Source organism: Pseudomonas sp. 05N36, from assembly GCF_056397385.1.
Map to the genome: position 1 here is coordinate 79,972 of NZ_JBFTNH010000004.1, position 13,426 is coordinate 93,397.

Consider the following 13,426-nt stretch of genomic DNA (forward strand, 5'->3'; position numbering starts at 1 on the left):
CTGAATTTGTCCATTAGGAGTGAAAACAAGGTATGAGCACCATCGAAGAGCGCGTCAAGAAAATCGTTGCTGAGCAACTGGGCGTTAAAGAAGAAGAAGTTGTGAACACTGCTTCCTTCGTTGAAGACCTGGGTGCCGACTCCCTTGACACCGTTGAGCTGGTGATGGCTCTGGAAGAGGAATTCGAGACCGAAATTCCTGACGAAGAAGCTGAGAAGATCACTACTGTACAAGCCGCCATCGACTACGTTACTAGCCATCAGGCGTAATAGTTTGTAGTCGTTGTTAGCTGTCATGGAAAAACCGCACTGCCATCACGGCGTGCGGTTTTTTCCTTTAGGCCTGATGCAAAGTCGTCATTTGAAAAAAGGAGAGTGCTGTGTCGCGTAGACGCGTCGTAGTCACCGGTATGGGTATGTTGTCGCCACTGGGCACGGATGTGCCGAGCAGCTGGCAGGGTATTCTGGCTGGCCGCAGTGGCATTGGTCTGATCGAACACACCGACCTTTCTGCCTATTCCACCCATTTTGGCGGCTCGGTAAAGGGCTTCAATGTCGAGGAATACCTGTCGGCCAAGGAAGCTCGCAAACTCGACCTGTTCATTCAATACGGTCTGGCTGCAGGGTTTCAGGCGGTGCGTAATGCTGGCCTGGAAGTCACCGACGCCAACCGTGAACGCATCGGCGTGGCCATGGGCTCGGGTATTGGCGGTCTGACCAATATCGAAGAAACCAGCCGCACGCTGCATGAATCGGGGCCACGGCGGATTTCTCCGTTTTTCGTGCCGGGCTCGATCATCAATATGATTTCCGGTTTCCTGTCCATCCATCTGGGTACGCAGGGGCCTAACTACGCCATTTCGACAGCCTGTACCACGGGTACGCACTGTATCGGTATGGCGGCACGCAACATTGCCTACGGCGAAGCCGACGTGATGATTGCCGGTGGTGCCGAGATGGCCGCTTGCGGTCTTGGCATGGGTGGCTTTGGTGCTGCTCGTGCGTTGTCGACCCGCAATGACGAGCCGACCCGCGCCAGCCGTCCATGGGACAAGGGCCGTGATGGCTTCGTGTTGTCCGACGGTGCCGGTGCGTTGGTGCTTGAAGAGCTGGAGCACGCCAAGGCGCGTGGTGCGACCATTTACGCCGAGCTGATCGGCTTTGGCATGAGTGGCGATGCGTACCACATGACCTCGCCGCCGGCCGATGGCGCAGGCGCTGCACGTTGCATTGTCAACGCACTGCGTGACGCCAAGCTGAACGTCGACCAGGTCCAGTACATCAACGCCCATGGTACGTCGACCTCGGCCGGCGACCTCGCCGAAGTCTGCGCGATCAAGTCGGTGTTTGGCGATCACGCCTACAAGCTGGCGGTCAGCTCGACCAAGTCCATGACCGGTCACCTGTTGGGTGCGGCGGGCGCGGTTGAAGCGATTTTCAGTGTGCTGGCAATCAACGGCCAGGTGGCGCCACCGACCATCAACCTCGATGAGCCGGATGAAGGTTGCGACCTCGACTTCGTGCCACACGCGGCGCGTGATACGAAGATCGATGTGGTGCTGTCCAACTCGTTCGGTTTTGGCGGTACCAATGGCTCGCTGGTGTTCCGTCGGTTCGCTGATTGATGGAAAGCTGGGTCGACGGTCAGCCGGCTGACGCACTGTCGCTAAAAGACCGCGGCCTGGCGTATGGCGATGGTCTGTTCGAGACCATCGCCGTCAAGGGTGGGCAGCCAGTGTTGCTGGATCGACATTTGAGTCGTCTGGCCGATGGCTGCTCGCGCTTGGCGATCAACGCGGATCATGCATTGATTCGCAGCGAGCTACTGATGTACGCCGCCGCCCTTGGCGAAGGTGTGCTCAAGCTGATGCTGACCCGTGGCGACAGCCTGCGAGGTTACGCGGCCGATCCATCGGTGTCGCCGCGACGTATTCTTCTAGGCAATCCTCCAGCGGCTTATCCTGCTGTGCACGCGCAGCAAGGTATTCAGCTGTTTCCCTGCGTTACCCGACTTTCCGAGCAGCCACTACTGGCCGGCCTCAAGCACCTCAATCGTCTCGAACAAGTCATTGCCCGTTCCGAATGGCAGGATACCGAGCACGCCGAAGGCTTGATGCTGGATCTTCAGGGGCGGGTGATCGAGGGCGTTTTCAGCAATCTGTTCCTGGTGCGTGATGGCGCGTTGTTGACGGCTGATCTGAGCCGTTGCGGCGTTGCCGGGGTGATGCGCGCCGAACTCTTGTCCCAGGCCGAGAGGCTGGGGATTGTCACGCAGGTCACTGACATCAGCCTTGATCAGCTGCAACAGGCTGATGAAGTTTTCGTCTGCAACAGCGTGTACGGCATCTGGCCGGTACGCGCGTATGCTGCACTGAGCTGGCCGGTTGGGCCGCTCACCCGTAAACTGCAAGGCATTGCCCGCGCGCTACTGGATGCTTGATTCGTGAGACGTAAATTCTTGCTGCTGCTGGAAACCGGACTGGTTCTGGCGGGGCTACTGCTGGGCGCTTCGGCCTGGAAGATCAACTCGGCGCTGGAGCAGCCACTCAAGATTACTCAGGAAGAGTTACTGGATGTGCCGAGCGGTGCGACACCGTCCGGGACCTTCAATCGCCTCGAAACCGACGGTGTGCTTCAGGACGCCTTTTGGCTACGCCTGTACTGGCGCTTGAACCTTGCCGCGCAGCCGCTGCACAGCGGTGAATACCGCATGCTGCCGGGGATGAATGCACAGGGCTTGATCGGTCTTTGGCAGCGCGGTGAGGTGGTTCAATACAGCCTGACGCTGGTCGAGGGCTGGAACTTCCATCAGGTCCGGGCGGCGCTGGCAAAAAATGACAAACTCCAACAAACCCTTGCGGGGCTGAGCGACAGCGATGTGATGGACAAGCTCGGTCACGCCGGAGTGTTTCCGGAGGGCCGGTTTTTCCCGGACACCTATCGTTTTGTGCGGGGCATGACCGATGCCGAGCTGCTGGAAAAAGCCTATGAGCGCCTCGACGACGTCCTCGCAAAAGAGTGGAACAAGCGCTCCCCTGACGCGCCCTATACCGAACCCTATCAGGCGCTGATCATGGCCTCGCTGGTCGAGAAGGAAACCGGTGTGCCGCAAGAGCGAGGGCAGATTGCCGGGGTGTTCGTGCGGCGCATGCAGATCGGCATGTTGTTGCAAACCGATCCGACGGTGATCTATGGCCTGGGTGATCGCTACAACGGCAAATTGACCCGCGCCCACCTGAAAGAACCGACACCCTACAATACCTATATGATCGCTGGGTTGCCGCCGACGCCGATTGCCATGGTCGGCCGTGAGGCGATTCACGCGGCGCTGAATCCGGTGTCCGGCACCAGTTTATATTTCGTGGCGCGCGGTGATGGCAGTCACGTGTTCTCCGACGACCTGGATGCCCACAACAGTGCTGTGCGCGAGTTCCAGATCAAGCGCCGCGCCGATTACCGTTCCAGCCCGGCGCCGGCCAATGGGGCCGTAGCGCCCGATGCGCAGGCACCGACTTCTCCGGCATCGCCCGACACGGCTCCGGAGGCGACACCGCAACTGCCGTCATCGCAATCGGCTCCGGCTCCAGCTGCCACTCCGGCACCGAGTGCCGATGAGCCGCAAAGCCCGCAATGACTCTGACTAAGGACTGCCTGTGACTGGCTTGTTTATTACTCTGGAAGGCCCGGAAGGCGCGGGCAAGAGCACCAATCGTGAATACCTGGCCGAGCGTCTGCGCGCCGAGGGTATCGAAGTCGTGTTGACTCGCGAGCCTGGCGGCACGCCGCTGGCCGAGCGGATCCGCGACGTGCTGCTGGCTCCGGTCGATGAGGTCATGAACCCGGATACTGAGCTGTTGCTGGTGTTCGCAGCGCGCGCGCAGCATCTGTCCGAGGTCATTCGCCCGGCGCTGGCGCGGGGCGCGGTGGTGTTGTGCGACCGCTTTACCGATTCGACTTACGCCTATCAGGGCGGTGGTCGCGGATTGTCGCTTGAGCGTATCGCGACCCTGGAAACCTTCGTTCAAGGCGATCTGCGCCCGGACCTGACGCTGGTGTTCGACTTGCCGATTGAAATCGGCATGGCGCGTGCCAGTGCTCGCGGTCGACTGGACCGGTTCGAGCTGGAAGGGCGAGTGTTTTTCGAGGCGGTGCGCAGCGCGTTCCTGAAGCGTGCCGAGGCTGATCCGGCGCGTTACCTGTTGGTGGATGCCTCGCAGCCGTTGGCACAGGTTCAGCAGTCGCTGGATGCCTTGCTGCCGCGTCTGTTGGAGCTGGCCCGTGGCTGAAGCCTATCCGTGGCAAGACAGCCTTTGGCAGCAACTGGCCGGTCGCGCCCAGCACGCCCATGCCTATTTGCTGCATGGTCCGGCCGGGATCGGCAAGCGTGCGTTGGCCGAGCGGCTGATGGCCAGTTTGCTCTGCCAGCATCCAACCGCAGAGGGCGCCTGCGGCGAGTGCAAATCCTGCCTGCTGCTCAAGGCCGGTAGCCACCCCGACAACTACATCCTGGAACCTGAAGAAGCCGACAAGGCAATCAAGGTCGATCAGGTGCGTGATCTGGTCAGCTTCGTGGTCCAGACCGCGCAGATGGGCGGGCGCAAAGTCGTGTTGATCGAGCCCACCGAGTCGATGAACATCAACGCCGCCAACGCCTTGCTGAAAAGTCTCGAAGAACCCTCGGGCGATACCGTGTTGCTGCTGGTCAGTCACCAGTCCAGCCGTCTGCTGCCGACTATCAAGAGTCGTTGCGTGCAACAGGCCTGTCCGTTGCCGAGCGAAGCGATGAGCCTGCAATGGCTGGCCAAGGCCCTGCCCGATTGCACCGAAGACGAGCGTGCCGAGCTGTTGACCCTGGCCGCAGGTTCGCCGCTGGCGGCGGTCAAGTTGCAAGGGCAGGGTGTGCGTGAACAGCGTGCGCTGGTTGTCGAGGGCGTGAAGAAGTTGCTCAAGCAGCAACAGTCGCCGACACAACTGGCCGAAGAGTGGAAATCCATCCCGATGTTGCAGCTGTTCGACTGGTTCTGCGACTGGTCGAGCCTGATTCTGCGTTATCAGCTGACTCAGGACGAAGCCGGGCTCGGACTGGCGGACATGCGCAAAGTGATTCAGTACCTGGCGCAGAAAACCGCCCAGGAGAAAGTCTTGAATATTCAGGACTGGATTCTCGCCCAGCGGCAGAAAGTGATGAGCAAGGCCAATCTCAATCCGGCGTTGTTGCTGGAAGCGCTGTTGGTGCAATGGGTGTCCTTGCCTGCCCCGAAGTGAGCATCTGTGCCTAGACTCTGATCATCAGCCATGGAGGTCAGCATGAATGAACTCGTCAGCCCGGGCCCGCGTAACGGCATCCTGTCCCTGACCATCAAGGACAAATCCGTGCTGTATGCGGCCTACATGCCGTTCATCAAGAACGGCGGTCTGTTTATCCCGACCAACAAAAGCTACAAGTTGGGCGACGAGGTATTCATGCTGCTGCACTTGATGGATGAGCCGGAAAAAATTCCGGTGGCCGGTACCGTGACCTGGATTACCCCCAAAGGTGCTCAGGGGAATCGCGCCGCCGGTGTCGGCGTGCAGTTCAATGAAGGCGATGACACCGCCCGAAGCCGAATCGAAACCTACCTGGTCGGAGCCCTGAAGTCCGATCGTCCCACTCATACGATGTAGTTGCCGTCTTTTATGCTCGTAGATTCCCATTGTCACCTTGACCGTCTCGACCTCGCCGCACACGACGGCTCGCTGGATGCGGCGCTTGCCGCTGCTCGTCAGCGCGGGGTGGGGCACTTTCTGTGTATCGGCGTCAGTGTCGAAAACGCCAAGGACGTCAAGGCCCTTGCCGAGCGTTACGACGACGTCGATTGTTCGGTGGGCGTGCACCCACTGGATGTGCAGCCGGGCGCCGCGCCGGCGCTGGACTGGCTGCTGCAGGAGCTCAATCACCCGCGGGTGGTGGCGATCGGTGAAACCGGTCTGGACTACCACTACGAGCCGGAAGCGGCCGAGTTGCAGCAGGAGTCTTTCCGTTTGCACCTGCAAGCGGCCCGGCAGACCGGCAAGCCGGTGATTGTCCACACCCGTGGCGCCCGCGCCGATACGCTGGCGTTATTGCGTGAGGCAGCATTGCCGCAGGCGGGGGTGTTGCATTGCTTCACCGAAGATTGGGACATGGCGAAGGCTGCGCTGGATCTGGGGTTCTATATTTCGTTGTCGGGGATCGTGACGTTCCGCAATGCCGATGCCTTGCGCGATGTGGCCCGGCAAGTGCCGGCAGACCGCCTGCTGGTGGAAACCGACTCGCCGTACCTGGCGCCGATTCCTCATCGCGGCAAGCCGAACCTTCCGCAGTACGTGCGGGATGTGGCGGAGTTCCTGGCCATGTTGCGGGGCGAATCCTACGATCGCTTTGCCGAGCAGACGACGGAGAACTTCAAGCGGCTGTTCCCGTTGGCGCACGTCAAGTCGATTTGACAGGTTGAGCCGCTGGCTCAAATCGCAGGCAAAAAAAACCCGGGTTCTGGGGGGTGAATCCGGGTTAAGACCATTAGGAGTAAAACAAAGGTACGCGGTCCTTTGGTACCTTCATCGGCGCAACACTTGGGGGAGATGTCACGCCGACAGTTCAAGTATTGATCACTATTGCGCCGAGTCCAGTTTGCCCCTGCTGTTTCTTAAACATATTTGGAATACAGGCGCTTCGCTTGGGTTCTCACTGCTTGGCGATCGACGCGACAATGGCGACAGTTTCGTCAATCACGCGCTTTTCGGTGTAGAAGTGCGGTGAAAAGCGAATGCCTGGGCCGCGCGGGATGCAGACCACCTGTTGGGCTTTCAGCGCCTCGTAAACAGCCTGATTATCGATGCCATCGATACTGAACGAAAAAATCCCCCCGCGCCGGGCCGGATTCAGCGGGCTATGCAGTCTGACGCCGGGAATTGCGCTCAGGCCGTCCTGCAGCCATTTCACGCGCTCGGCGATCAATGCGGCGACTTGCTCCATGCCGACTTCTTCCAATAACGACAGGCTGGCTTCCAGCGCCATCGCCCCGAGCATGTTCGGGCTGCCGCATTCAAAGCGTCGTGCACTCTTGGCCGGTTCCCACCCGGTGCGAGTGTAATCGCCCATGTGTTCAAGCATGTGCCAGCCGAATTCGTGCAGTTTCAGTTGTTCACGCAGTTCGCTGCGCACATAGAACACTCCCAGGCCTTCTGGTCCGAGCAGCCATTTGTGACCGTCGGCCATGGCGAAGTCGCATTGATAGCTCTGGACGTCGAAGGGCAGGGCGCCCAGTTGCTGGATGGCGTCGATGCAAAACAGCACATTCTGTTGTTTGCAGCCGGCACCCAGGCGTTGCAGGTCGAGGCGCAGACCGCTGGCGAATTGCACCGCGCTCACCGACATCAACCGGGTGCGCGGTCCGCAGGCTGCCAACAGGGCGCCTTCCGGGTCATCGCCGGTGAGGCTGGCCTGCACCACTTCCACGCCCTGTGCCGCCAATGCTTCCCAGACGATGCGATTGGAAGGGAATTCTTCATCGCTGATAACGATCTGGTCGCCGCTTTGCCATGGCAGTCCGAAGGCGACAAAAGACAATGCTTCAGAAGTATTTTTGACCAGTGCGACGTCATCCGTCGACGGAGCATTAAGCAGGCGCATCAGCCGTTCACGCAGGCGTTGTTCAAGTTCCATCCAGTCCGAATAGTCCCGTGCGCCCAGTAAAACGTTCTCTTGAGCGAAGCGTGTCACCGCCGTGGCGGCGCGATTTGGCCAGGGTGCAACGGCTGCATGATTCAAATAACGCAGGCCCGGAGCCTGTACAAATTCATCAAGAAACATAGTCATGGTCGGATGATCCGTGCAATTTGGCGCAAGTTAGGCATAATACGCGGCTTCGTATTTTGACCCCTACAGACCTTTTCTTATGCATAAAGAACCTCGTAAGGTCCGTGAGTTTCGTCGCCGCGAGCAAGAAATTCTCGACACCGCGCTCAAGCTGTTCCTCGAACAAGGTGAAGACAGTGTCACCGTCGAGATGATCGCTGATGCCGTGGGTATCGGCAAAGGCACCATCTACAAGCACTTCAAGTCCAAGGCGGAGATCTATCTGCGCCTGATGCTCGATTACGAGCGTGACCTGAACGAGCTGCTGCACTCTGCCGATGTCGATAAGGATAAGGAAGCCCTGTCCCGGGCCTATTTCGAATTCCGCATGCGCGATCCGCAACGTTACCGGTTGTTCGATCGCCTGGAAGAGAAGGTGGTCAAGGGCAATCAGGTGCCGGAGATGGTCGAGGAGTTGCACAAGATTCGCGCCTCCAACTTCGAACGCCTGACCTTGTTGATCAAGGGCCGCATCAGCGAAGGCAAGCTTGAAGACGTGCCGCCGTATTTCCACTACTGTGCTTCCTGGGCGCTGGTGCACGGCGCTGTCGCGCTGTATCACTCGCCGTTCTGGAGCAACGTGCTGGAAGATCAGGAAGGTTTCTTCCAGTTCCTGATGGACATCGGCGTGCGCATGGGCAACAAGCGCAAGCGCGATACCGACACGCCGAGCAGCTGAACCATTCAGATGCCTTATTGCGCCATGTTTTCTCTGTATGGCGCAGTGCCCCAGGAATATACTCAGGCTTAGGTATTGCTAAAACTTGATTTGTGAGTCAAGTTTTAGCGCGTCCGAATCTACTTCCGCCGGAGTGATCCATGATCGTTGACCGACAAGGCAGGCAGTTCCGCAATTTGCGGGTCAGTCTGACCTCCGCCTGCAACTACGCCTGTACCTATTGCGTGCCCAATGGCAAGCGACTGGTGGCTGCGCAGGATGAACTGTCGGCCGAGGCCATGGCGCGCGGCGTTGCCTACCTGATCGAAGCCGCGGGCATCGAGCGCTTGCGCATCACCGGTGGCGAGCCGCTGGTGAGCCCGAAGCTGGAAACCTTCATGACGGCTGTCGGGCAGATGGGCCTTGCCGACATCAGCCTGACCACCAACGGTCAGTTGCTGGCGAAAAAACTGCCCTTGCTGGTGGACGCCGGCATTCGGCGGATCAACGTTTCCCTCGATACCCTGGACGCCGATGCGTTCCGCAGCATTGCGCGCGGTGGTGATCTGGCGACGGTGCTCAACGGCATGGACCAGGCTCGCGCAGCGGGCATGAAGATCAAGGTCAACATGGTGCCGTTGCGCGGGCAGAACCTCGATCAAGTGATGCCGTTGCTCGATTATTGCCTGGAGCGCGGTTATGAATTGCGCTTCATCGAGCTGATGCGCATGGGGCATCTGGCCAGCGATTCAAACGCATTCCTGCAGCAGTTTGTCAGCCTCAAGCAGTTGCTGGGCCTGATCGGTGAGCGTTATGAGTACCTGCAGGCCGACGCGCCGGTGGATGCCACGGCTGTGCGTTACGAAATTCCGGGGCGCGGCTATTTCGGCGTGATCGCCAATGAAAGCGTGCCGTTCTGCCGCACGTGCTCGCGCTTGCGCCTATCGTCCACTGGCTGGCTGCATGGCTGCCTGTCGTCGAGTAACCGCCACTATGTCGGTGACTTGCTGGACAAACCCCGTCATCAAGCATTGCCGGCGCTCCAGCGTCTGCTGGTGAAAGCTCTGGGCGACAAGCAGGAAGTGGCATTTTCCGGTGGTGCGACCGTGATGAAGATCATCGGCGGTTGATAAATCTCTGTGGCGAGGGAGCTTGCTCCCCCCGGGTCGCGAAGCGGCCCTGAAAACATATCCCCGCGACCTGTCGGGCATACCGCATTTATCCGTTCTACGACGGCTGCGCCGCCGAGCGGGAGCAAGCTCCCTCGCCACAGGTCCTCATTCTCAATCTGGAAATGTTCAAGTCCTCAAGGACTGGCGCGGAAGCTGCATCCTGCCGACATTCGCCGGTTTTCCGTCACCGGCCTCTGGAGGGTAGGATGCGTAGCCTGGTTTTGCTGCTGGCCGTTTTGGCGCTTGGCGGCTGCATGAATGTCAGCGACATGGGCGAAGGGGTTCGCTACCACATGAGCGACTCTGGTCTGCTCGATCACAGCGACAGCCGTCGTGTGAATAATCTGCGCATTCAGCCAGACTCGTTTATCTATATCGCCCAAGGCGCTTTTGCACCGCCGGGCAGTGCCTATCCGCGGCCGAACGTGGTCGCTGAAGAAGCCTTCAACGGTTTCATCGAATATTTCCCGATGGTTCGCCGTGCTCGCGCCCCCGAAGGCCTCGACACTGCGATGGGCGAGGCGCGTGCGGCTGGTGCGCATTACCTGCTCTACACTCGTTTTGCCAAGGCCGACGACCGTATCGGCAACTCGGATGAATTGCTTGATCAGGGCGCCGTGGATCGCCTGGGGATCGACAGTGGAGTGATTCAGATCATGCTGATCGAGACCAGCACCCAGTATTTGATCGATACTGCACGAATCAAGAGCCGTGGCGGTTTACTGACGTTCCACGACAACAAACCAGAAGACTTGATCGCTCAGCCGCTGGCGCAATACGCTCGCAGCCTGCTGGGCATGAGCGATCAATAGTTCACCAGGAGAGCCGCATGAATGGTCCGCAAAAAGCTAACGATCTGTTGGGGCAAATCCCCAAGTCCAAAGGCTTGCCGCCGGTCCATTTGTGGAACCCCGACTTCTGCGGCGATATCGACATGCGCATCGCCCGCGACGGCACCTGGTATTACCTGGGCACGCCGATCGGGCGCAAGCCGATGGTCAAGCTGTTCTCCACCATCATTCGCTGCGACGGCGATGATTACTTCCTGATTACTCCGGTCGAGAAGGTCGGGATCAAGGTCGATGACGCGCCTTTCATTGCCGTGACGCTGGAGGTGGAAGGTGAGGGTGAAGCCCAGTTGTTGCGCTTCACCACCAATGTTGATGAGCAATCCGAGGCGGGTGCCGAGCATCCGTTGCGGGTAGTGATCGATCCCGTTACCCAGGAGCCTGCGCCTTACGTGCATGTGCGCACCAACCTTGAAGCGCTGATCCATCGCAACGTGTTTTATCAACTGGTCGAACTGGCCGTGACCCGCGAAATCGACGGGCAGCGCTGGTTGGGTGTCTGGAGCGGCGGCGAGTTTTTCCCTATCGGCCTTGAGCCGTAACGCGCCGAGCTTCTGTACGCTGGAAAATGGCCCGGTATTCAAACCGGACCATGGCCGATGGGCTTACAAGCCCTTGCTCTTGAGCCGGGCGGCATGTTCCAGATAGAGACTGACCGGGCTCACGTTCCAGCTGGTGATCCCGGCCATTTGATTGACGGCGTCAAAATGGTCCATGGGGTAATCCGAGCGAATCACTTTCCCCAAGTGCGAGCTGTATCGTCCGACCAACCCATCGTTGGCGTTTTTCTCTTTATAAAATAACTTCGACAGCACAATGCAGTTGATGTGGGTTGGATCGAGTATTTGCGGGGTTTGGAAGTTCTGCAGGATCCCGCTCCAGGAGTAGTAATACACGCCGTTTTCAATTTCGTTGCCTTCACCGCCCCAGACTTTCGGTACCCCTTGCGGGTATTTGCGATTGAATTCAGCCAACCCTGCGCTGGTCAGCGATTCGAAAGCTGCTTGAGGGTCCTGAGGGTTTTGCGGGTGGCCGCTGATCAGCGAAATGAACGTGCCGACTGCGCTGAACAAGGCCAGCACGAACGCTTCGGGCAACTCTCCGGGTGTCAGCGCCTTATGCAATTGGTCGGCAATCTCGGAGCCGTGATTGGGGCAACTGACAGAGGTGACCGACGCGACCTTTTCCGGGTGCAGCGCTGCTACGTAGCGTGCGGCCAGGGGACCTTGGCTATGGCCGATCAGATTGACCTTGGCCGCGCCTGTTTCCTGCAAAATGCGGTTGACCTGTTCGAGCAGTTTTTCACCGCGCTCTTCATTGCCGTTGACGGCTGGAATATTGACTGTAAACACCCGCGCGCCAGCGTGTTCCAAGGCTTCCTTGATATCGAAGAAGTACGGATAACCGGCAATCGTATCGAAGCCGAAAAGGCCGTGAACCAAAACAATCGGGTATTGCGTAGACGCATCCATGTTCATGCTTATACCTGTCGATAGCGGATTCAAGTGGAACAGATGCTATTGACTGCTTGATCTGTCGCGGCTAACCGTAGTTTACAAAGCACGATGGTACAAATTGCTCCGGGCAGGGCAATGACTTCAGGTCGTGCTGGACGGTCAGCTGATTTCTTCGATGAATTCGTCCATGAAACGCTTCAGGCGTGCATGACGCAGCTCGGCCAAGCGCTTGCCAGTCGGTGTCTGGAAGCCATTGGCGAGGTGCAACAACTTGGTCTGGAAGTGGTCGAGGCAGAAGCGCTTGTCGTCATACTCTCGAGATGTCGCCGTGGGATCCTGCGGATCATACAGCGTGCTGCCCATGCGTCCGGCGATGTAAAACGTGCGCGCAACGCCGAGCATGCCGAGGGAGTCGAGGCGGTCGGCGTCCTGGAGGATTTTTGCTTCAAGCGTGGTCGGTGCGATGTTCGCTGAAAAACTGTGGGCCTCGATGGCGTGAGCGACTGCCGCGCTTTTATGCGTGGGCCAATCCAGCTGGTTGAGGATCGACGAGGCTTTTTCCGCCGCCAGTCGCGAGGCCTGAGAGCGCAGTGGTGAATTTTTTTCCACCGCCACGCAGTCGTGCAGCAACACCGCGGCCAGCAGCACTTCAAGGTCACCGCCTTCTTCGGTTTGAATCCGCTGAACGTTGCACCACACCCGTTGCAAGTGCGACAGATCGTGGGCGCCATCCTCGGACGGTTCCAGCGCGTGGGGCAGCAAGGTTGAGGCGAGGTTTTGCAGTGGGGCGAAGGCAACGAGGCTCATAACAATCCTTTTGTGGCGACGTCCGTAGATTAAGTTTTGAAGTGGCATGTGACGAGCGCTGATCGCCGACATAGTATGGCGGTTTCAACTGTTCACAAGGCACGTCCATGTCGATCGAAATCCGCCCGGCCACCCCCAGCGATGCGCCACAAATTCTCGCGTTCATCACCGAACTCGCCGACTACGAGCGCGCCCGGCATGAAGTCATCGCCAGTGTCGCCGACATCGAGCGCAGCCTGTTCAGCGAAGGCGCCACCGCCCATGGCCTGATCTGCCTGCGCGACGGCTTGCCGATTGGTTTCGCGGTGTTTTTCTTCAGCTACTCAACCTGGCTGGGCAGCAACTGCCTGTACCTTGAAGACCTCTACATCACCCCCGAGCAACGCGGTGGCGGCGCCGGCAAACAACTGCTGCGCCACCTCGCAAAAATTGCCTGCGCCAACGACTGCGGCCGCTTCGAATGGAGCGTGCTGGAATGGAACACCCCGGCCATCGACTTCTACAAGTCCCTCGGCGCCCAGCCGCAGGAAGAGTGGGTGCGTTATCGCATGGATGGGGAGGTGTTGCGGGAGTTTGCCCAGGGCAATTGATCGCTCGCAGCATTTGTTA

At 59.0% G+C, this 13,426-nt stretch carries 16 protein-coding genes; 13 read left to right on the top strand and 3 right to left on the bottom strand.

Annotated elements, in window-relative coordinates:
- Positions 1-32: 32 nt before the first annotated feature.
- From acpP to AC1DIH_RS07055, 8 genes are all read left to right on the top strand, one after another.
- On the top strand, positions 33-269 hold the full coding sequence (gene acpP / locus AC1DIH_RS07020; protein WP_003175607.1) for an acyl carrier protein: 237 nt from the start codon (positions 33-35) through the stop codon (positions 267-269).
- A 110-nt stretch (positions 270-379) separates the two neighbouring features.
- A complete protein-coding gene (gene fabF, locus AC1DIH_RS07025) occupies positions 380-1,624 on the top strand; it encodes a beta-ketoacyl-ACP synthase II (RefSeq protein WP_477771138.1) in 1,245 nt (414 codons plus the stop codon).
- Positions 1,624-2,439, top strand: coding sequence for an aminodeoxychorismate lyase (pabC, locus tag AC1DIH_RS07030; RefSeq protein ID WP_477771139.1), 816 nt, complete (start codon positions 1,624-1,626; stop codon positions 2,437-2,439). The genes fabF and pabC overlap by 1 nt, the downstream gene beginning before the upstream one ends.
- A 3-nt stretch (positions 2,440-2,442) precedes the next feature.
- On the top strand, positions 2,443-3,633 hold the full coding sequence (gene mltG / locus AC1DIH_RS07035) for an endolytic transglycosylase MltG (protein WP_477771140.1): 1,191 nt from the start codon (positions 2,443-2,445) through the stop codon (positions 3,631-3,633).
- A gap of 19 nt (positions 3,634-3,652) precedes the next feature.
- Positions 3,653-4,285 carry a dTMP kinase gene (tmk, locus tag AC1DIH_RS07040; protein WP_477771141.1) on the top strand — a complete coding sequence of 211 codons (633 nt, stop codon included), beginning with the start codon at positions 3,653-3,655 and terminating at the stop codon, positions 4,283-4,285.
- On the top strand, positions 4,278-5,264 hold the full coding sequence (locus tag AC1DIH_RS07045) for a DNA polymerase III subunit delta' (RefSeq protein WP_477771142.1): 987 nt from the start codon (positions 4,278-4,280) through the stop codon (positions 5,262-5,264). The genes tmk and AC1DIH_RS07045 overlap by 8 nt, the downstream gene beginning before the upstream one ends.
- A gap of 42 nt (positions 5,265-5,306) precedes the next feature.
- Complete coding sequence (locus tag AC1DIH_RS07050) at positions 5,307-5,663, top strand: PilZ domain-containing protein (RefSeq protein ID WP_103317654.1); 357 nt, start codon at positions 5,307-5,309, stop codon at positions 5,661-5,663.
- A gap of 12 nt (positions 5,664-5,675) precedes the next feature.
- On the top strand, positions 5,676-6,464 hold the full coding sequence (locus AC1DIH_RS07055) for a TatD family hydrolase (RefSeq protein ID WP_477771143.1): 789 nt from the start codon (positions 5,676-5,678) through the stop codon (positions 6,462-6,464).
- Between the two features lie 238 nt (positions 6,465-6,702).
- Here AC1DIH_RS07055 and AC1DIH_RS07060 read toward each other — a convergent pair whose 3' ends face one another.
- Positions 6,703-7,836: an aminotransferase class V-fold PLP-dependent enzyme gene (locus AC1DIH_RS07060; RefSeq protein ID WP_477771144.1), complete on the bottom strand. Its 1,134-nt coding sequence runs from the start codon at positions 7,834-7,836 to the stop codon at positions 6,703-6,705.
- 79 nt (positions 7,837-7,915) lie between these two features.
- On the opposite strand from AC1DIH_RS07060, the gene AC1DIH_RS07065 reads away from it, so the two are divergent.
- From AC1DIH_RS07065 to AC1DIH_RS07080, 4 genes are all read left to right on the top strand, one after another.
- On the top strand, positions 7,916-8,554 hold the full coding sequence (locus AC1DIH_RS07065; protein WP_019689364.1) for a TetR/AcrR family transcriptional regulator: 639 nt from the start codon (positions 7,916-7,918) through the stop codon (positions 8,552-8,554).
- A gap of 140 nt (positions 8,555-8,694) precedes the next feature.
- Positions 8,695-9,663, top strand: a complete 969-nt coding sequence (locus AC1DIH_RS07070; RefSeq protein ID WP_427540496.1) for a GTP 3',8-cyclase MoaA — start codon at positions 8,695-8,697, stop codon at positions 9,661-9,663.
- 248 nt (positions 9,664-9,911) lie between these two features.
- Positions 9,912-10,517, top strand: coding sequence for a DUF4823 domain-containing protein (locus tag AC1DIH_RS07075; RefSeq protein ID WP_477771145.1), 606 nt, complete (start codon positions 9,912-9,914; stop codon positions 10,515-10,517).
- A 17-nt stretch (positions 10,518-10,534) separates the two neighbouring features.
- Positions 10,535-11,095, top strand: coding sequence for a DUF1285 domain-containing protein (locus AC1DIH_RS07080; protein ID WP_477771146.1), 561 nt, complete (start codon positions 10,535-10,537; stop codon positions 11,093-11,095).
- A 63-nt stretch (positions 11,096-11,158) separates the two neighbouring features.
- On the opposite strand, the gene AC1DIH_RS07085 is transcribed toward AC1DIH_RS07080, so the two are convergent.
- Together AC1DIH_RS07085 and AC1DIH_RS07090 are read right to left on the bottom strand one after the other, a co-directional pair.
- On the bottom strand, positions 11,159-12,031 hold the full coding sequence (locus AC1DIH_RS07085; RefSeq protein WP_427528452.1) for an esterase/lipase family protein: 873 nt from the start codon (positions 12,029-12,031) through the stop codon (positions 11,159-11,161).
- Positions 12,032-12,169: 138 nt separating this feature from the next.
- Entirely contained in the window at positions 12,170-12,817 is a 648-nt protein-coding gene (locus tag AC1DIH_RS07090; protein WP_477771147.1) for an HD domain-containing protein, read from the bottom strand.
- A 107-nt stretch (positions 12,818-12,924) separates the two neighbouring features.
- Here AC1DIH_RS07090 and AC1DIH_RS07095 point away from each other — a divergent pair, with 107 nt between their 5' ends.
- On the top strand, positions 12,925-13,407 hold the full coding sequence (locus AC1DIH_RS07095) for an N-acetyltransferase family protein (RefSeq protein ID WP_477771148.1): 483 nt from the start codon (positions 12,925-12,927) through the stop codon (positions 13,405-13,407).
- Positions 13,408-13,426: the final 19 nt, after the last annotated feature.